Origin of the sequence: Kribbella turkmenica, from assembly GCF_004348725.1 — a bacterium.
Lineage (GTDB): Bacteria > Actinomycetota > Actinomycetes > Propionibacteriales > Kribbellaceae > Kribbella > Kribbella turkmenica.
Genome location: NZ_SMKR01000021.1, coordinates 40,137 through 57,802, shown reverse-complemented (window position 1 = coordinate 57,802; position 17,666 = coordinate 40,137). Strand labels below are relative to the sequence as shown.

The window sequence follows — 17,666 nt, the reverse complement described above, 5'->3', positions numbered from 1 at the left end:
GGGTGGAGAATCCTGATCGGACCAAGCGGTACTTCCGGGAGGCGCCGGGCGGGCGACGTACGCATGTGCACGTCCGGCGAACTGGGTCGTTCTCGGAGCAGGTGAACCTGCTGTTCCGGGACTTTCTGCGGTCGCATCCTGAGCACGCGCAGAAGTACGGCGAGTTGAAGCGCGGGCTGGCCGCGGAGTTTCCGGGGCCGAAGCAGCGCGGCGACTACGTGGAGGCGAAGGGGCCGTTCATCTGGCGGACGATCCAGTTCGCGGATGAGTGGGCGCAATCGATCGGGTGGGAGCCGCCGCCGTCGGATCGTTGACTCTCCCCCGGTCTAGGGTCTCGGGATGGCGAGGATCGGGGACGGTACGACGCGCTTCGTGGTGTTGCGAGGTAGCTCCGCGTCGGGGAAGAGCACGACGGCGCAGGAGGTCCGCCGGCGGGTGGGACGTGGGGTCGCCTGGGTGGAGCAGGACTATCTGCGGCGGACCCTGCTGCGGGAGCACGATCGACCCGGCCAGCCGAACATCGGGCTGATCGACCAGACGGTTCGGTACGCGCTCGACCACGGGTACCACGTGATCCTCGAGGGGATTCTCTACAGCCCGACGTACGGCGAGATGGTCCGGCAACTGATCGCCGACCATGCCGGCCACACCGGGGTGTACTACCTGCTGATCCCGTTCGACGAGACCCTCCGGCGTCACGCCACCAAGCCGCCGTCGGAGGTCACCGTCGAGCAACTGCGGCGGTGGTACCAGCCCTGCGACCTTCTCGGCGTACCCGGCGAGCAGGTGATCGACAGTACGAGCACGCTCGACGCCTCAGCTCGGCGCATCATCAGCGACCTCGCCTGGTCCACCGGCGGCACAGTCCCCCACGCCGTCGAGAACTGACCGAAGGGTGCCGCCCGCGAGTGTGCAATCAGGCGGTGACAGCTTTCGGGAGGGTGTGTAGTCGGCGTAGCGGGGACAGGTAGGCGATGAGGGTGCCGGCGAGCATCACTACGGTGGACAGGACGAGAGTGGTGCGCAGGCCCAGGGTGGTGGCGAGGAGGCCTGAGGTGAGGGCGCCCACGGATTGGCCGCCGATGACCAGCGTGCGCCAGGTGGCTTGCACTTGAGCTAGCTGGTGCGGCGGAAGCAGAGACTGCCGCAGCGTGCGTTGCGGTACGGCGAACAGCGACATCCCCATGCCCGCCAACGCCTGCCCGACGAAGACAAGTGGCGCGAAGCCGACCGCCAGCGCAGCCCCCGTGAGAGAAGCGACGAGCTGCCCGATGAGGTAACCGCGCCCGAGCCCCACCACCTGGATCCATGCCGGCGCGACGAGTGAGCCGACGACCGCCGCCACTCCGGAGGCTGTGATGGCCACGCCGACGAGAGCAGGCGCCCAGTCGAGCTCACGCACCAGATAGAGGACGATCAACGGTCCCAGCAAGGCTCCAGCGATCGCACCGACGGTAGCGCTCACCACTAGCGGAGCCAGCACCGGATTCCCGAAGATCGCCCGCAGCCCACCGGTCACCCGCACCCCTGACGACCGCGAGACCGCCGACCGCTCCGGCTCACGGATCAGGTACGACGCCACCGCCGACACCACGTACGATGCCGCATCGAAAAGGATCGCGAACGGCGCAGTCAGCACCTGCACGAGCAGACCCGCCACCGACGGCCCAGCCGTCGATGCCACATTCAGATTGAGCAGATGCGCACTGTTCGCCCGGATCAGCTCCTCCCGAGGCACCAACGCCGGCACCAACGTCGACGAAGCCGTCTCAGACAACAACGAAAGCACACCGGCAAGCACAGCTACGACGTACAACTGCCACAGCTGCAACACACCAACGACCGCCGCCACCGGGATGCATCCGAGCACCAGCGCACGCCCGACGTCCGTCATCACCAGCACTCGCCGGAGCGACCACCGATCCACCCACACCCCCGCCGGCAGTCCGAAGACAAGGTGTGGCAACACCGTCAGTGCCGCGAGCACTCCCATCTGCACAGCTGATGCCTGCAACGTCACCACCGCGACCAACGGCAACGCGACAGTCGTGATCGCACTCCCCGACGCCGACACCAGTTGCCCGACCCACAGCTTCCTGAACTCACCGCGAACGACCCACGCCATGTCCAGCAACCTGTCACCGAGCAGAGTCGCCCGGCTACACCTGTTCGCCCGGGGCCGATGCTGTTCACTGCACGCGAAACACCGGGCCGCGAGCAGTGAAGGGAAGCGTTGCGCCGGCAGGGATCAGCCACGCGTGCTCCCGCCGCACCCGCACCACGTCGCATTGGCCGTCCGTGATCAGCAGAATCGGCCCGTCCACCGGGAAGTCGTCAGCACGCTCCAGCAGCTCCACACCCGGCTGCAGCGCAGTCCCGCCCCGCCCACGCACCTGCACTCGCCCGGCTATCGCCTCAACCGGTACGTACCCCGCGTCGTACGCGGCAGCATCGCAGAACACCACCCGCGCCGCAGGCACGTCCCGAGCGACCGAGTACGACGCGATCGCGCCGAGTGCCTTACCGAGCAGCACCCGGTCCATCGACCCTGAGGTGTCGAGCACTACGCCGTACGTCGGCAATCGATCCACCTCGACCGGTCGGATCCACCCGGGCCGCGGGATGTCCGGCGTACTGGACTGGCGACGGGAGGCCCGAGCGTAGGTCCGCACCCGGGACCTGGCCGGCACGTGCTCCTCGAACCACCTGGCGAGCTGAGCGTCCCAACCGAGCGCGGGGTGGTCCAGAGCCCGGATCTCCTCGACAAGCCCCGCCGGTAGCAGACCACGTGCCGGGTCGTGGTACGCCAGCCCAGTGCTCAGTGCACGCCGGTAGATGTCGTCCAGTCCGGCGCCACGCTGCGACTCGCCTACATGCGGCAGCGGTTGGCCCAGTACGTCGCCGAGTCCGGCACCGCGCAACGTCGCCAACTTCCGGTAGCGGCGCAGGTCCGTCGCGATCCGGTCGTAGACAGTCTCGACGGACAACCCCTTCAGGACCGGGTCGTGCAGAGCCCCCGCCGGCATCATGCCGACGCCCATCTCCAGCAGCCAGCCGTTGATCACCAGGTCTGCCGCGACATTCCAGAGGTACGGGTCACGCCCGCTCACCCGGTCCCCGTGCCGCAGAGCGGCGTGGAGCATCTCGTGGGCAATCACGAACCGCCACTCGTTCTCGGTCAGCTGCACCAGGGGGTTCACGTAGATCTCGCCGGTTGCCGCGTTCACCGCCGCCACCTGGATGTCCCAGCCACGCGCCAGCTCCGCCTCGGCGACGACCGTCATACTCGACGCGATCGCACCCAGCAGCGGGTACGACGACACGAACCAGCCCAGCGCCAGGTCCCAGGCGTCTCGTCCGCCCCGCGCGTCCGACAGCGACGACCGAGCGCCACCGGCGACGTCCACGGCGGCCGCCGCTGCCGCGGAGAGTCCGGCCGCGAACAGCTCACTCCAGTTCGGCGGTGGACCCCATCCGTTCCACCGAGCCGTGAGTACGTCGGTAGCGGGGCCTGCCACGCCCAGACCGTCGTACTCCGCGGGTACGCCGGCTCCACGCCAGAGTCGCGCGAGTGCCTCCTCGCCGGTCCCGGGAAACGTGGGCGGCAACTCCACCACGGGTATGCCGAGCTTCAAGGACTGCAGATAGCGGTTGACCGCGACGTCACAGGCCGCAGCGAAGGCTCGGTCGGACTCCGGCCGGTCGCTGTCAGCGTGCCCGAGGCCGAGGTGGATGAGGAGATGAGCGAATACCCACGTCCACTCCTCCGGCGTCGCACGGCGCGTCGGATGGGTGATGATCTGCCCGTTGGAGTTGATCGTCGCCCAGCCGTCGGGCGGGCAGCTCTCACTCCGGTTCGGCGTACTGCCCCAGTGCACCATGGGTGCGAACAGCGGGTGCCGGGCGATCCGCTCCCACGCGACCTGGATCGCCTCCCACGCCGGGTCCTTGTGCGCTTTCCGCCTGGCCATCAGGCTGCCTAGGCGCGGGCCGCGACCAGACGCGGCAGATCGCGGCTGACCTCGACCAGGAACCAGGACGGCAGCACCGGACGCCCGTCCTGGTCGGCCGCGATCACCAATTGCGCGACCTCGAGCGAGATCTCGGCCAGCTCGACCAACAGCGCCTTGCCGCGATGGGCCAACTGCCGTGCCGCCGGGCTCGCCGATGTCTTGTCCGCGGACAGCTCCTTCACCAACCGCGCCCGGAAGGTCTCCGCCAGGAAGTACAGCAGGTCGCGGTCTTCCGGCGCGGCGGGCCATCCGGCCTCGCCCTTCAGGACTGCGTCCAGCCCGAAGGCGTTCCGCACCGTCTTCACGAACGCGCGGAACGCCGACGCGTGTGCCGCGGTCAACGTGCCGGAGGCGAGAACACGCACGGTCTCGTCGGTGATGCCGTTGCCGTAGGAGTGCAACGCGTCCGACAGCATGTGCCAGCTGCGGGGGGTCGAGAACGGCTCCTCCGTCTTCGGCGGCGCCGTCCAGAGGTGGTCCGGCCGGTTGCGCAGGTAGTCGAGCACCCACGGATGGATACCCGCCGTACCCGCCCAGCTCAGCCAGTCACGAGCCGACGCCCGCAGGTGGACGTGCACCAGCCGGTTGACCAGTGCGCTCGCCATCGGCCTCGCCAGGGCGTTGTCGGTCGCACGGTTGCCGGCGCCGATCACCACGGAACCCGCAGGCAGTTCGTACTCGCCGATCCGGCGATCCAGAATCAGCGAGTAGAACGCCTTCTGCACCTCGGCGGATGACGCGTTCAGCTCGTCGAGGAACAGGCAGTACGGCTCGTCCCGGGCGATTGCGACCGGCGGCGCGAACCGGCTCCGCCCGTCGACGATCTGCGGTACGCCGATGAGGTCCTCCGGCGCGAGCTGGGTGCCGAGCAGCGTCACGCACTCCAGATCGAGCGAGTCGGCGAAAGCTCGCACCAGGCTGCTCTTCCCGATGCCGGGTGCGCCCCACAAGAACACCGGTCGCACCACCGCGACGTGCAACAGCACCTCCGGCAGTTCCCCCGCCGACACCGTGATTCCCGCCTGCATCAGTCCCTTTCGCCGTTCGACCTGACCCCCGAGGGTCCTCCTCGACTGCCGTGCTGTCATCCGGTTTTCGACCGGTCCATACCGGTAAGCGCTTCCGTTGCCGCGCGTTACTGGCTAAGGTGCCGCCCTGTGTCGAAGGCGCCCTGGGGCGGGGTGTCGAGGGGGTTCTGTGGTGAGGTTGCGGGTCAGGGTGGCTGTGGCAGCCGTGGCCGCCTGTGCGTTCTTGCTCGTGCTGGCGGTCGCGAGTCACGTGATGGCGGCCGATCCGCCGGAGCATCTGGGCGAGGGCGTGCTGGTCACCGGTCGAACAGCCACGGCTCAGGTCGGCGAGGTCGGCCTGTCCGGTGCGCGGGTGGTGACGACGGACGAGACCGACCACACGCTTTGGGAGACCAGCAACAACGGCACCACTTGGACCGCGACCGGCGGGTCGAGCGACGCCAAGCCCTTCCAGCTCGAAGGGTCCAGTTTGCTCACCTTCGAAGGCACCACGGCCAAGGTCGGTGGCCTCACCTTCCCCGCGGCCGACGAGGTGATTCTGGGGAAGGGCGGGAAGCTCGTCTCCCACCGCATCCCGAACGGCGCCAGCGCCGAGGTGTACGACGTAGCGACCAACACCAAGCTGGCCGACTACGCACCGCCGTTCGCGATGTCCGACTCGACTGTCTGGAAGGTCACCGAGCCCGGCCGGCTGACCGGCAAGGACCTGGCCACCGGCACTGTCAAAACCATCCTGGTTGCCAGCAACTGCACGGTCGGACCGGACCGCGTCAACGGCCGCTGGGCACTGCTCAGCGGCTGCAATCAGGTCGTCGACGTGAGAGGTCCGGGGGCTCCGCGCAACCTGACCGTCGCGGCCGACTCCCAGCTCGGCAACGGCTTCACCGTCCAGATCACGCCCGAGCAGGACGTGCTCGTCACCGACCTGAACGATCATGGACTGGGCCAGCGCCGCTACGGACCGGTCCGCGGCGAGCCCACCAGCTTCCGTGCCGACGGATCGGGTCTGGCAAAGATCGTGTACGCCGACCCGGACTCGAAGCCGCGCGTAATCACTTTGAGCTGGCTCACCGCCGACCCGCAGCAGCGCCCGGACACCGTCGCACCTGTGCTCACCAGCGCCTCTGCGGGGGACCGGATCCGTGACAACACCAGCTTGTCGTTCGAGTGGGCGTTCACCGACCCGCAGGACCCCAACTCCCCCGCGACCGGAGTCGCCACCTACGACCTGCGTATCCAGCAGCGGCCCAACCGCACCTCGCCGTACGGCGCTTGGAACCAGGTCCCGGTGTGGCAGGGGCTGAAGGGGACCGCCGCCAGCACCACCGCGCCCATCGGCACCGACACCTGCTGGCAGGTCCGGGCCCGGGACTACGCGGGCAACCTGAGCGCATGGAGTACGTCGTACTGCAGTGAGGTCGACGGAACGGCGCCGAAGCTGGTCACCCTGCGGATCGGCGACCGGGTCGCCGTGACCGCGCCGGTCACCTTCCGCTGGGCGTACACCGAGGACACCGAGGTCGCGTCGTACGACGTCGTCTACAAGGTCGCCGCGCCAGGCGCTGCCCTGGGCAAATGGATGTACCCGCCTGCCTGGCAGAACACGCGAATCAGGTCGATCACCTGGACGCCGCGGCTGGGCTGGGACGAGTGCTTCCTGGTTCGGGCTCGCGATTACCTCGGCAACCTGTCCGCCTGGTCGCCGCAGATCTGTGCGGTCGCACCGCAGGACGACCGCGCGCTGACCTCGGCGGGATCCGTCACGCGTTCCACGAGCTCGCTCGCGTTCCAAGGCACCACGTCGATCCTCAAGGCGAACGGCGCCTACCTGACCAAAACGACGGAGGCCGGAGCCCGGATCGCCCTGGTCGCGATCCACGGCCCAGGTCAGGGACGGGTCGACATCTACCACGCGAACCTCAAGATCGGCACGGTCTCACTGGCAGCCGGCACCACGTCCCGGAAGGTGACCTACCTGCCGATCACGCCGTTCCGGACCGGCGCCGTGAAGATCGTCTCCACCTCGACCGCCCCGGCGATCGTCGACGGCATCGCGTTCCTCCGGGTGAACCCGTAGACCTATCACGAGTCGCTATCACTGTGAGCCTCGTCACCGCGTGGTGACGGGGCTCGCCTATTGCAACAAGAGGTAATTCATCACCAAGGAATGGAATTCGAGGGACAAGCGCTTACCCGTACGCGATACTGGAAAGTGCGCCGTTTTCCGGTCGCGACCCCAAAGACACGAGCATGATGGGAAGTGCGCCCGTCCAGATGCCCTCAGAGAGACCTGCCTCCGCGCCGTCGATCGCAGCCCCTACCACCAGAGCACCCGAACGCAGCCGCAACCTCTGGCGGCTCCGACCCTATCTCCGACCCCATCGATGGCGTCTGGCGGTGATGTTCTCCACCGCGATGCTGGGCGTCGGCGTCAGCCTCACCGTCCCTCTCGTCACCCGGGCCATCATCGACGGCCCCGTCACGCGTCGCGAGCTCGACCTGCTGGTTCCGCTCGCCTTCCTCGCCCTCGGTCTCAGCATCGGTGAGGTGCTGCTGGTCTGGATGCGCCGTTGGGCCCAGTCCCGGACCGTCAGCGACCTCGAGGCCACGCTCCGGCACGACCTGTACGTCCGGTTGCAGTCCCTCCCGATGGAGTTCCACACCCGCTGGCAGAGCGGCCAGCTGCTGTCCCGCGTCACCACCGACCTGTCCACGATCCGCCGGTTCATGGGCTTCGGCCTGCTGTTCCTGGTGATGAACATCCTGCAACTGGTGGTCGTCACCGCTCTGCTGCTGCAGCTGTACTGGCCCCTCGGTCTCGTCGTCCTGCTGGCGGCGGTACCGATCATCCTGCTGTCGCTGCGGTTCGAGAAGAAGTACCTGGTGATCTCTCGCGAGGTCCAGGACCAGCAGGGTGACCTGGCCACCCGGATCGAGGAGTCCGCGCTCGGGTTCCGGGTGATCAAGGCCTTCGGCCGGCGTCAGCACGTCCAGCAGCAGTTCGACGACGGCGCGGTCACCCTGTTCAACACCTCGGTCGACAAGGTCCGGCTGGCGTCGAGGTTCTGGAGCTTCCTCGGCGTGATCCCGAACCTGACCCTGGTCGTCGTCCTCCTGCTCGGCGCACTCGCCGTCGGCCGGGAGTCCATCACCCTGGGCACACTGGTCGCGTTCATCACGCTGATGCTGTCGCTGATCTGGCCGGTCACCTCGCTCGGCGCCATCCTGGCGATGGCGCAGGAGTCGATGACCGCGGCGGACCGGATCAGCGAGATCCTCGACACCTGGTCCACCATCCGGTCCGGCGAGGAGGAGCTGCCGAGCCCGCGCGGCCACCTGCGGTTCGAGAACGTCAGCTTCCGCTTCTCCCCCGACTCCCCCGAGATCCTGCACGACGTCAACCTCGACCTCACCCCGGGTACGACGCTCGCCCTCGTCGGCGCCACCGGGTCCGGCAAGACCACGCTCACGGCTCTGGTTCCCCGGCTGTACGACGTGACCGGCGGCCGGATCATGCTCGACGGGCACGACATCCGCGATCTGACCCTGCAGTCGCTGCGCGGTGCGGTCGCCTCCGCCTTCGACGACCCGACGCTGTTCTCGATGAGCGTCCGGGAGAACCTCGCCCTCGGCCGGCCGGACGCGACCGAGGCAGACATCCAGCAGGCCCTCCAGGTCGCCCAGGCCGAGTTCGTCAACGACCTGCCGTGGGGTCTGGACACCCGCGTCGGCGAGCAGGGGATGTCGCTGTCCGGTGGCCAGCGGCAACGACTCGCACTGGCACGGGCGGTGATCGCCAAGCCCGCCGTCCTGGTGCTCGACGACACCCTGTCGGCTCTCGACGTGCACACCGAGGCGCTCGTCGAGGAGGCGCTGCGCAACGTGCTCGCCGACACCACCGGCATCGTGGTGGCGCACCGTGCGTCGACGGTGATGCTGGCCGACAAGGTCGCTCTGCTCGAGAACGGGACGATCACCCACGTCGGCACCCACCACGAACTGCTCACCGACGTCCCGGCGTACCGGCTGCTGCTCGCGGCCGAGGAAGAGGAGGTGCACGCATGAGCACGACGCAGCAGACACCTCCGGAGTCCGAGGCCGAGGAGGGGAAGAATTCGCCGGAGGCCTCCTGGCGGGGGTACTTCGAGGACGAGGGCGACCGGGAGTTGTCGAGGGCGACGACCATCCGCCTGAAAGAGGACTCCCGCAGGCTCCTCGGCGAGTTGCTCCGGCCGTACCACAAGCTGATCTGGATTCTGGTCGTGATCGTGGTGGTCGAGAACGGCGCGCGGCTCGCGGTGCCGTACCTGGTCCACCTCGGCATCGACAACGGCATCCCCCCGATCCTGGCCGGTGAGGGCGCGTCGACGCTGATCACCGTCGTGATCACCCTGTTCGCGATGGCGTTGCTGCAGGCTTTCGCGCGGCAACTGTTCCTGATGCGGTCCGGACGGCTCGGTCAGACCATTCTGCTCGGCCTGCGCCGCCGCGTGTTCGACCACTTCCAGCGGCTCAGCCCCTCGTTTCACGACAAGTACACGTCCGGCCGGGTGATCTCCCGGCTGACCTCGGACGTCGGCGTGATCGACGAGATGCTGGCGAACGGCTTCGACAGCCTGGTCACGGCGCTGCTGACGCTGATCGGTACGGCGGTCCTGCTGCTGACGCTGGACTTCAAGCTCGGCCTGCTGGCCCTGCTGTCGTTCCCGGCGCTGATCCTGATCACGGCCTGGTTCCGGAAGCGGTCCGCCGTCGTCTACCGGCAGACCCGTGAGGCCGTCGTACTCGTCATCGTGCACTTCGTCGAGTCGATGACCGGGATCCGTGCGGTCCAGGCGTTCCGCCGGGAGCCGCGCAACGAGGAGATCTTCCACGGCGTCAACGACCGCTACCGGGCGGCCAACCTGGAGTCGTTCCGGCTGAACGCGATCTTCATGCCGTCGATCAAGGGCGTCGGCAACATCACCATCGTCGCGATCCTGGCGTACGGCGGTTACCAGGCGTACCACGGGCACGTGACCGTCGGCGTACTGACCGCGTTCCTGCTGTACCTGCGGCAGTTCTTCGAGCCGCTGCAGGACATCTCGCAGTTCTACAACACCTTCCTGTCCGCGAGCGCCGCGCTGGAGAAGCTGTCCGGTGTGCTCAACGAGAAGCCCGACGTACCGGAGCCGGTCAAGCCGGTCCGTCCCGGCAAGAGCCGCGGGCACCTCGAGCTGCGCAACGTGCGGTTCCAGTACGTCGACGGCGTACCGGTCCTGCCCGGACTCGACCTCGACGTGCCGGCCGGGCAGACACTCGCCCTGGTCGGTACGACGGGTGCCGGCAAGACCACGATCGCCAAACTGGTCGCCCGGTTCTACGACCCGACCAGCGGTCACGTCCTCCTCGACGGGACCGACCTGCGCGACCTGACCGAGGACGACCTGCGCGAGCGGGTCGTGATGGTGACGCAGGAGAACTTCCTCTTCACCGGCACGGTCGCCGACAACATCCGCTTCGGCAAGCCCAGCGCCACCGTCGACGAGGTCGTCGAAGCGGCCAAGGTGATCGGCGCGCACGACTTCATCATGGCGCTTCCGAACGGGTACGAGACCCAGGTGGAGAAGCGGGGCAGCCGGCTGTCGGCCGGTCAGCGCCAACTCATCGCCTTCGCGCGGGCGTTCCTGGCGGACCCCGGCGTACTGATCCTGGACGAGGCGACGTCCAGTCTCGACATCCCGAGCGAGCGGCTCGTCCAGCGCGCGCTCCGGACCATCCTGGCCGACCGTACGGCGATCGTGATCGCCCACCGGTTGTCCACGGTCGAGACGGCCGACCGGGTCCTCGTGCTCGAGCACGGCCGGATCATGGAGGACGGCTCACCGGACGACCTGATCACCACAGGCGGTCGGTACGCCGGTCTGCACCAGGCGTGGGAGGAGTCCCTGGCCTGAGTCTCGGGTCGATTGCGGGCGCGTGGGGTCCTCCCGGCGCGCCCGCTTTCGCGTGCTCTCGTGCCGCCGTGCCGGGGTGGCGAGAACCTGGTGCCGGCGTTTCAGGGAGTGTTGCCGATGTCAAGGATGTTGCCGCCGTGGGTGAGCCGGTCGTCGATGGCTCGCGCACAAGCCCGCGTCGGTTCGCGCTCGGTCAGGACCTGGACGAAGCCGGATCACGCTGGGGAGGGCGGCTTGTCGGTGCCCGGACCTAGGATGCGGAGCATGACGCGATATGTCGACGAGGACCTGCAGGGTGCGGAGTTCCGCGAATGCGATCTGACCGGCGCCCGCCTGATCGGCGTCGTCATGCAGGATGCCGTCATCGACGGGCTCGTCACCAACCTCGTGGTGAACGGTGTCGAGGTCACCGGGTACGTCGAGGCAGAGCTCGACCGGCGTCATCCGGTGCGGGTGCTGATCCGCTCCGGGGACCTTGCCGATCTGCGCGAGGCATCGCGTCAGCTCCATGCCGGCTGGGCCGCCACGATCGAGCGAATCCGCCGTACGCCCGGCATCGAGCGCCGCAGCGTGAACGACGAGTGGTCGGCGGTGCAGACGATGCGCCACCTGGTCTTCGTCCACGACTCGTGGTTCCGCCGCTGCTGCCTGGGCTCGACGGAGCTGTTCACGCCGATGGGCGTCGGGCCGACCGTCGAGCCCTACCGTGGCGCGCACGGGCTCGACCTCTCGCTGGATCCTTCCCTCGACGAGATCGTGAGCGTGCGTGACGCCCAGACCGCCGAGCTGGAGGCCTGGCTCGACGAGGTCACCGCTGTGCGGCTCGCAGCGCGAGCGCCGGTGCCCGACGACGATGTCTGGCCGCCGTACGCCCGGGGCCGCTCGGTGCGGCAGTGCCTCAGCACGGTGCTCAACGAGACCTTCGAGCACCACGGCTTCTGCGTCCGCGACCTCGACCTGATCGAGGCACAGGACACTCAGTAGGGCCGGCGACGGTTCTCGCGATTCGCGGCCCGGAGCCATCGCCGGAAGTTCGCGTGCAGGGGTCTGTGTGGCATGCCAGAACCCGAACGACGACCAGCGGGGAACCCGCGGTCATCCGAGGCGCCGTAGCGCTGTCTCGACAGCGGCCTCGACCCGGGAAGTCATGCCGGGCACATCGACGGGCCGCCGCCCAGCGACCTGGCCACGGATCCACTTCGGCCCGCTGTCGTCATAGTGCAGCAGGGCATACAGGTCCCACCACGGATCGAGAGTCACCCCGGCGATCGACTCATAGAGCGACCGAAGCTGCTCCGACCACTCTGGCGAGTAGAGCGCCGCCAAGTATCGCCGACAGTGCCCGACGTCAATCGCGCGCGGCCCCCGATGGATGGAGTTCCAGTCGGTCAGCCCGGTGATCCTCCCGCGCGACCACAGCATGTTGACGGGCAGGAGATCGCAGTGCAGAAAGACGGCTGTGTCCGTCGGCGGCGGCGCCGCCATGACCCCGAACGCCGCCTTCCACACAGCCGGGTTCTGTGCGTCGACCGGCACCTGAAACCCGTCGAGAGGAGCGATCCAGGAATCCGTCCAGGGTCTGAACATCTTCGCGGGAAGATCGAGGGAATGCAGCAGTACAGCAAGCTCCGCGATTCTCGTCATCCACGACCGAGGTTCCGCCGGATCGAGGTGAACATGCCCCGGCAAGCGTGTCATCAGCAACGATGGCGCGCCCCCGGTCGAAGCACCGGCGACGTCAGCAGCCAGGATGCTCGGAGCCGGGAGCACGCTGCCCGCCACCACGCCGAGGTTGGCGATCTCCTTCTCCAAGCTCTCCTGCAGGCCGAGCCCGCCCGGGTACTGCCGCAGTACGACGAACGTTCGCACCCCACGTCGCTCGACAGTCAACCGATGCACGGCGGAGCAGACGCCACCGGTCAGTCGGCGATAGCCGACGATGCGACTGCCCCGACCCATTGACGCCGCAACCCAGGCGAGAGTCTCCACGGAGGGCCGACGCTGCCTGAACCCGCCATCCCTCCAGTCGCCGTCGGTCATGAGTGCGAGCCTATTCGCCAGGGACCTGCGGCGTTAGGGGTTTTGGCCGGCCAGAGGCAGCGACCCGGCCGTTACCATACGCAACGGTTCGCGACGGAGCAGGCGGCTCAGGTGGACTACCCGATCACCCGGAGGGACAACGAGTCCCGTCGGACGGGTGAGTCTGTCCCGAGCGGTTCTGTCGGCGCAGGTGGGTAGCGTGAGCGCATGCTGACGACGCTGGCGGTGGAGAACTACCGGTCACTGCGCCGCCTGGTCATGTCCCTGCGCGGGCTCAACGTCGTGACCGGCGCGAACGGCACGGGCAAGTCCAGCCTGTACCGCGCACTCCGCCTGCTCGCCGACGCTTCGCGCAACGGCGCCGTCGCCGCCCTCGCCCGTGAAGGCGGCCTGCAATCGACGCTGTGGGCAGGCCCTGAGCACGTGCGCAAGGACAGACCAGTGCAAGGCACCGTCCGAACCGGGCCGGTGGCGCTCCGGATGGGGTTCGCGTCGGATGACTACGGGTACGCCGTCGACTTCGGCCTACCGGTGCCGACGAGCGGCATTCGCAGCGAGCCATCGGCGTTCAACCTGGATCCGGTGATCAAGCGTGAGTCGCTCTGGGCGGGCCCTTTCCTTCGACCCGCGGCGCTGCTGATGGAACGGGGCGGCGGCGGGGCACGCATCCGCGACAACGACGGTCAGTGGCAGGACGACGGGCACGTGCTTCAGCCGTTCGACAGCATGCTGAGCGAGTTCGCGGATCCGCAGCGCGCGCCCGAGCTGCTCGCGTTGCGCGAACGGATGCGTGCCTGGCGGTTCTACGACCATCTCCGTACGGACGCCGACGCGCCGGCCCGGCGGACGCAGATCGGCACCCGTACGCCGATTCTGGACCCCGAAGGCGCCGACCTGGCCGCCGCCCTGCAGACGATTCGGGAGATCGGCGCGAAGGGTGCGCTCGACGAGGCGATCGAGTTGGCGTTCCCGGGCAGTCGGGTGGAGATCGTCAACGCCGCCGGACGCTTCGAGATCGCCTTCCGCCAGCACGGTCTTCTCCGGCCGCTGTCCGGCGCCGAGCTCTCGGACGGCACGCTCAGATACCTCCTCTGGGTCGCCGCCCTGCTCACTCCCCGCCCGCCCGAGCTCCTCGTCCTGAACGAGCCCGAGACCAGCCTCCACCCCGATCTCCTCCCGGCCCTGGCGAACCTTGTCGTCACCGCCGCGAAAGAGGCGCAGGTCATCGTCGTCACCCACTCCCGCCCGTTCCTCGCCGCCCTCGACGAACTGTCCGACGGCCTCCACACCATCGAGCTCGTCAAAGACCACGGCGCCACCACCATCGCCGGCCAAGGCCCACTGGACGAACCACCCTGGAAGTGGCCGACGCGCTAGACCTCAGAGATGGGGTACCTCGCCGGATCCGCTGATGACGGCGACGATCGTCGTACCCCGGGCGAAGGCCCGGCGGAGCGGGCGTAGCGCGGCGTGCGGAGAACCTCAATCCTTGATCGATTCGAACCGCACGAGGATGAGCGAACCGACGGCGGAGAGCACGAACCCGGCGATCGCGCCCGGCCACCAGCCGTCGCGGACGGCGTCGGAGAGAACGAAGACGCCCACCGCGGCCGGGGTGATAGTCTGGAGGGCGATCATCGGGGTGGTTGCCAGGGTGACCGACCCCCGCTGCAACGCCAGCGAGTAGAGGATGAAGGCGACTGCGCCGCTCAGAGGCAGCGTGTACGTCGTGACGCCCTTGAGGAGTTCCCCGACCGACCCGTCCTGCAGCAACCGCGCTGAGATCGCGACCCCGGCGTACCCGAGTCCGGCCAGCAGACCGAGCAACGCAGTGGAGACGCCGTGTTGCGAGCGGCTCGCGATAGCGCCGAGGACGCCGATCACCACGAGCCCGGCGATGATGCCGACGGTGAGCCCGTGGTGCCGGGCGCTGTCACCGGCATGGCCCGCGGAGACCGCGAGCAGCCCGAGCCCAACGCAGACCGCAACCACCGCGGACCACTCCAACCCGCTCAGCTGATCAGACATCAGCCGGGTCGCGAGCAGGGCTGTGACCACCAGGCTGGCCGCGATACCAGCCTGGGCGAGGTACAGCGGGAGCAGCCGGAGGGCGACGAAGTGCAGCCCGAAGCCGACCAGGTTCAGCGCGAGCGCGGCGAGGAACGCGGGCTGCTTCAGCAACGCGATGACGAAGCCGCCGAGCCGGCGCGGGTTCAGTTCCGACTCGGTCGGGACCTTGCGCGAGCCGACGGCTTGCAGGATCGCGGCGATGCCGAAGACCACCGCGGCGCCGAGCGCCGCGCCGAGACCGAGGACCACTCAGCCGACCTTGCGCCGCGGCACCCAGAACGTCAGATACAGACTGAGAACGCCGTAGTAGACAAGGTAGGCGAGCGAGACGGCGACCACGATCGCGTTCGGGTCCGGCATCTGGGCGAGCAGTACGGCGTACGACGCGAGCCAGATCGCCGTCGTGAGCAGGTTCAGCGACCGGAACGCCTTCGTCCGGGACGGGTAGACGTACTTGACCGGGACGAACACCAGGATCGAGCAGACGACCAGGATGACGCCGGTCGCGACCGGGCCGAGGCCGAGGACGACGACGTAGAACGCGACCACGTTCCAGTAGCTGGGGAAGCCGAGGAAGAAGTGGTCGTCGGTCTTCGCGTCGACCCGGCAGAACTGGTAGCTGGAGGCAAGCAACGGCAGCGCGGCCAGGACCGCCCCCCAGGCGCCGGACGGCAGGTAGTCGCCGGTCCAGAGCAGCACGATCGGGGCGAACGCGTAGGTCAGGTAGTCGACGATGTTGTCCAGCATCGCGCCGTCGAACCACGGGATGGTTTCCTTCACCCGTAGCCGGCGGGCGAGCATCCCGTCGGTGCCGTCGATCACCAGGGCGGCCAGGCCGAGCCAGAGCGCGCGGACGGCGTCGCCGTCGATCGCGGCGATGACGATGAGCAGCGCGAGCACCGTTCCGCTCGCGGTATAGGCGTGCAGTGCCAGTCCGGCCAGACGCAACCGCGTCGACCCGACGAACGGTTCCCGCACCGCGTCGTGTGTGGTCAGGACGACTCCCAGAACTCGGTCGACGCAACGCGTCGCGCCAGGCAGATGAAACGAGGCCGAGCCCCAGCGTCTCACAACCCCTGGCCCGGCCAGGTCACCCTGTACCGTTCCGCGGTGGATCTGTTCACAGACCTTACGGACCTGGCCCAGACGTTCCCGCTGATGCGCGGCGGCCGGGCGCTGCTCGGCCCTGCGGATCCTGGCATCCCGTACCGGGTGTCGTGGGTGACCGGCGGCGCCCTGAAGATCGCCGCCGGCTCCGCGATGGTCTGGCTGACCTACTAGCCGATCGGCTCCAGGAGGAACTGCGGGATCTTGCGGGCCGTCTTCTTCTGGTACTCCGCGTACTGCGGGAAGGCGGCCACCGACCGCGGCCACCACTCGTCGTACTCCGCGCCCTCGAGCTCGCGGGCGACGTACTCCCTGGTGACCTCGCCGTCCTGCAGCGTGATCTTCGGGTCGGCCCTGAGGTTGTTGTACCAGACCGGGTGCTTCGCGGCGCCGCCGTCCGAGCCGACCGCGACGTACACACCGTTGTGCTCGACCCGCATCAGCGGGACCTTGCGGATCTTGCCCGACGTGACGCCACGCATGGTGAGCAGCACGACCGGCCGGCCCATGATGTCGACCGCCGCGGTCGTTCCGGCCGCTTCAATCTTCTCCACCTGGGTGCGGACCCACCCGGTCGGACTGGGGGCGTAGTCGTCATTGTTCGATGTCATGTCACCAACTCTAGAAGGTGACACGTCATCATCAGGAATCCTGGCGTGTCCTGTCCGCGAGCATCGCTTCCACCTGAGCGGTCTCGGCGATCTCGGCGACGATCGCCAGGCGGCGGTCCCACTGCGCCGCGACGTCCGCCATCCAGGCCGCCGTCGCGGTCAGTGCCGTCGACCGCAACTCGAATTGCACCTCGCGCCCCTCACGCCGGCTCTGCACCAGCCCGGCCGCCCGCAGGACGGCGAGATGCTGCACGACCGCCTGTCTGGTCACCGGCAACTCACTCGCCAGCGACGTCGCCGTCCGGCCACCGCCGACCGCGAGCAACTCCACCACGACCCGCCGGGTCGGATCACCCAACGCCTCCAGCACCCCGGCCACGCGGACGACGGGATGCTCGGCGCCGGTCACCTCGCTCACAGCGTCGGCGCCAGCTCCGTGAGCGCGGCCAAACCACCGTCCCAGCCCTGCGCCGATTGGTCGGCCCGCTTGACCTGCTCCTCCGCCGGCACCTCCAGCCGGTCGAACCCGCTTTCCACCACCCGCAACCGCGTGCCCTCACCTTCGGGGGTGAGGGTGAACTCCACAAGGTTCGAGTTGCCCGGCTTCGGCTCCACGTCGGGATCGACGGCGTACCGGTAGGCGAATCTCCGGCCGGGCTCGAGCTTCTCCACGAACCCGCGATACTCGCCGTGCTCGTCCCACCGCATCACCAGCCGGCCACCCGGGCGAAGGTCGATCTCCGCCCCGCCGAACGCGTACCAGCGGGCGAGGTTCTCCGGCTGGGTCACAGCCGACCACACCACCTCCGGCCGCGCCTCGACGTACACCTCACGCTCCACCGTGCTGTCCATGCCTCCACC

General features: G+C 68.5%; 17 protein-coding genes. 8 read left to right on the top strand and 9 right to left on the bottom strand.

The window, feature by feature from the left end; genetic code table 11:
- Both E1218_RS07315 and E1218_RS07310 read left to right on the top strand, forming a co-directional pair.
- Window positions 1-314 (top strand): GrpB family protein (locus E1218_RS07315; RefSeq protein ID WP_165949157.1); only part of this gene is annotated, 314 nt, incomplete at its 5' end.
- A 25-nt stretch (window positions 315-339) separates the two neighbouring features.
- Window positions 340-888, top strand: coding sequence for an AAA family ATPase (locus E1218_RS07310; RefSeq protein ID WP_132317586.1), 549 nt, complete (start codon window positions 340-342; stop codon window positions 886-888).
- Window positions 889-916: 28 nt separating this feature from the next.
- On the opposite strand, the gene E1218_RS07305 is transcribed toward E1218_RS07310, so the two are convergent.
- The 3 genes from E1218_RS07305 to E1218_RS07295 form a co-directional block, all read right to left on the bottom strand.
- A complete protein-coding gene (locus tag E1218_RS07305) occupies window positions 917-2,125 on the bottom strand; it encodes an MFS transporter (protein WP_132317584.1) in 1,209 nt (402 codons plus the stop codon).
- A 64-nt stretch (window positions 2,126-2,189) separates the two neighbouring features.
- Window positions 2,190-3,971: a vWA domain-containing protein gene (locus tag E1218_RS07300; RefSeq protein WP_132317582.1), complete on the bottom strand. Its 1,782-nt coding sequence runs from the start codon at window positions 3,969-3,971 to the stop codon at window positions 2,190-2,192.
- Window positions 3,972-3,979: 8 nt separating this feature from the next.
- Complete coding sequence (locus E1218_RS07295) at window positions 3,980-5,041, bottom strand: ATP-binding protein (RefSeq protein WP_132317580.1); 1,062 nt, start codon at window positions 5,039-5,041, stop codon at window positions 3,980-3,982.
- Between the two features lie 190 nt (window positions 5,042-5,231).
- Here E1218_RS07295 and E1218_RS07290 point away from each other — a divergent pair, with 190 nt between their 5' ends.
- The 4 genes from E1218_RS07290 (at window position 5,232) to E1218_RS07275 (ending at window position 11,961) form a co-directional block, all read left to right on the top strand.
- The gene (locus E1218_RS07290) at window positions 5,232-7,118 is read left to right on the top strand and encodes a hypothetical protein (RefSeq protein ID WP_132317578.1); all 1,887 of its coding nucleotides are present in this window, start codon (window positions 5,232-5,234) and stop codon (window positions 7,116-7,118) included.
- 323 nt (window positions 7,119-7,441) lie between these two features.
- The gene (locus E1218_RS07285; RefSeq protein ID WP_233712072.1) at window positions 7,442-9,106 is read left to right on the top strand and encodes an ABC transporter ATP-binding protein; all 1,665 of its coding nucleotides are present in this window, start codon (window positions 7,442-7,444) and stop codon (window positions 9,104-9,106) included.
- Entirely contained in the window at window positions 9,103-10,977 is a 1,875-nt protein-coding gene (locus E1218_RS07280; protein ID WP_132317574.1) for an ABC transporter ATP-binding protein, read from the top strand. The genes E1218_RS07285 and E1218_RS07280 overlap by 4 nt, the downstream gene beginning before the upstream one ends.
- Before the next feature lie 264 nt (window positions 10,978-11,241).
- The gene (locus E1218_RS07275) at window positions 11,242-11,961 is read left to right on the top strand and encodes a DinB family protein (RefSeq protein WP_165949156.1); all 720 of its coding nucleotides are present in this window, start codon (window positions 11,242-11,244) and stop codon (window positions 11,959-11,961) included.
- A 111-nt stretch (window positions 11,962-12,072) separates the two neighbouring features.
- Here the strand turns inward: E1218_RS07275 and E1218_RS07270 are convergent, their stop codons facing one another.
- Window positions 12,073-13,017, bottom strand: a complete 945-nt coding sequence (locus E1218_RS07270; protein WP_132317570.1) for a phosphotransferase family protein — start codon at window positions 13,015-13,017, stop codon at window positions 12,073-12,075.
- Between the two features lie 207 nt (window positions 13,018-13,224).
- Here E1218_RS07270 and E1218_RS07265 point away from each other — a divergent pair, with 207 nt between their 5' ends.
- Complete coding sequence (locus tag E1218_RS07265) at window positions 13,225-14,394, top strand: AAA family ATPase (RefSeq protein WP_132317568.1); 1,170 nt, start codon at window positions 13,225-13,227, stop codon at window positions 14,392-14,394.
- A gap of 105 nt (window positions 14,395-14,499) precedes the next feature.
- Here the strand turns inward: E1218_RS07265 and E1218_RS07260 are convergent, their stop codons facing one another.
- Together E1218_RS07260 and E1218_RS07255 are read right to left on the bottom strand one after the other, a co-directional pair.
- On the bottom strand, window positions 14,500-15,336 hold the full coding sequence (locus tag E1218_RS07260; protein WP_132317566.1) for a hypothetical protein: 837 nt from the start codon (window positions 15,334-15,336) through the stop codon (window positions 14,500-14,502).
- Window positions 15,337-16,065 (bottom strand): CDP-alcohol phosphatidyltransferase family protein, encoded by a 729-nt coding sequence (locus E1218_RS07255; RefSeq protein ID WP_132317564.1) that lies wholly within the window; start codon window positions 16,063-16,065, stop codon window positions 15,337-15,339.
- Between the two features lie 132 nt (window positions 16,066-16,197).
- On the opposite strand from E1218_RS07255, the gene E1218_RS35920 reads away from it, so the two are divergent.
- Complete coding sequence (locus tag E1218_RS35920; RefSeq protein ID WP_165949155.1) at window positions 16,198-16,368, top strand: hypothetical protein; 171 nt, start codon at window positions 16,198-16,200, stop codon at window positions 16,366-16,368.
- Here the strand turns inward: E1218_RS35920 and E1218_RS07250 are convergent.
- Genes E1218_RS07250 through E1218_RS07240 form a run of 3 tightly spaced genes read right to left on the bottom strand, consistent with a single transcriptional unit; the run spans window position 16,365 to window position 17,657 of the window.
- Window positions 16,365-16,805, bottom strand: coding sequence for a nitroreductase family deazaflavin-dependent oxidoreductase (locus E1218_RS07250; protein WP_132317562.1), 441 nt, complete (start codon window positions 16,803-16,805; stop codon window positions 16,365-16,367). The genes E1218_RS35920 and E1218_RS07250 overlap by 4 nt on opposite strands.
- 31 nt (window positions 16,806-16,836) lie before the next feature.
- Window positions 16,837-17,223 carry an ArsR/SmtB family transcription factor gene (locus E1218_RS07245; protein WP_233712070.1) on the bottom strand — a complete coding sequence of 129 codons (387 nt, stop codon included), beginning with the start codon at window positions 17,221-17,223 and terminating at the stop codon, window positions 16,837-16,839.
- Window positions 17,220-17,657: an SRPBCC domain-containing protein gene (locus E1218_RS07240; protein WP_132317560.1), complete on the bottom strand. Its 438-nt coding sequence runs from the start codon at window positions 17,655-17,657 to the stop codon at window positions 17,220-17,222. Before E1218_RS07240 ends, E1218_RS07245 begins: the two co-directional genes overlap by 4 nt.
- Window positions 17,658-17,666: the final 9 nt, after the last annotated feature.

What these genes read in the sequence shown, in the direction of transcription:
- E1218_RS07310 (WP_132317586.1), top strand. Translation starts at nt 340, where the DNA reads ATGGCGAGGATCGGGGACGGTACGACGCGCTTCGTGGTGTTGCGAGGT.
- E1218_RS07305 (WP_132317584.1), bottom strand. Translation starts at nt 2,125, where the DNA reads ATGGCGTGGGTCGTTCGCGGTGAGTTCAGGAAGCTGTGGGTCGGGCAA.
- E1218_RS07300 (WP_132317582.1), bottom strand. Translation starts at nt 3,971, where the DNA reads ATGGCCAGGCGGAAAGCGCACAAGGACCCGGCGTGGGAGGCGATCCAG.
- E1218_RS07295 (WP_132317580.1), bottom strand. Translation starts at nt 5,041, where the DNA reads ATGCAGGCGGGAATCACGGTGTCGGCGGGGGAACTGCCGGAGGTGCTG.
- E1218_RS07285 (WP_233712072.1), top strand. Translation starts at nt 7,442, where the DNA reads ATGTTCTCCACCGCGATGCTGGGCGTCGGCGTCAGCCTCACCGTCCCT.
- E1218_RS07280 (WP_132317574.1), top strand. Translation starts at nt 9,103, where the DNA reads ATGAGCACGACGCAGCAGACACCTCCGGAGTCCGAGGCCGAGGAGGGG.
- E1218_RS07275 (WP_165949156.1), top strand. Translation starts at nt 11,242, where the DNA reads ATGACGCGATATGTCGACGAGGACCTGCAGGGTGCGGAGTTCCGCGAA.
- E1218_RS07270 (WP_132317570.1), bottom strand. Translation starts at nt 13,017, where the DNA reads ATGACCGACGGCGACTGGAGGGATGGCGGGTTCAGGCAGCGTCGGCCC.
- E1218_RS07265 (WP_132317568.1), top strand. Translation starts at nt 13,225, where the DNA reads ATGCTGACGACGCTGGCGGTGGAGAACTACCGGTCACTGCGCCGCCTG.
- E1218_RS07250 (WP_132317562.1), bottom strand. Translation starts at nt 16,805, where the DNA reads ATGACATCGAACAATGACGACTACGCCCCCAGTCCGACCGGGTGGGTC.
- E1218_RS07240 (WP_132317560.1), bottom strand. Translation starts at nt 17,657, where the DNA reads ATGGACAGCACGGTGGAGCGTGAGGTGTACGTCGAGGCGCGGCCGGAG.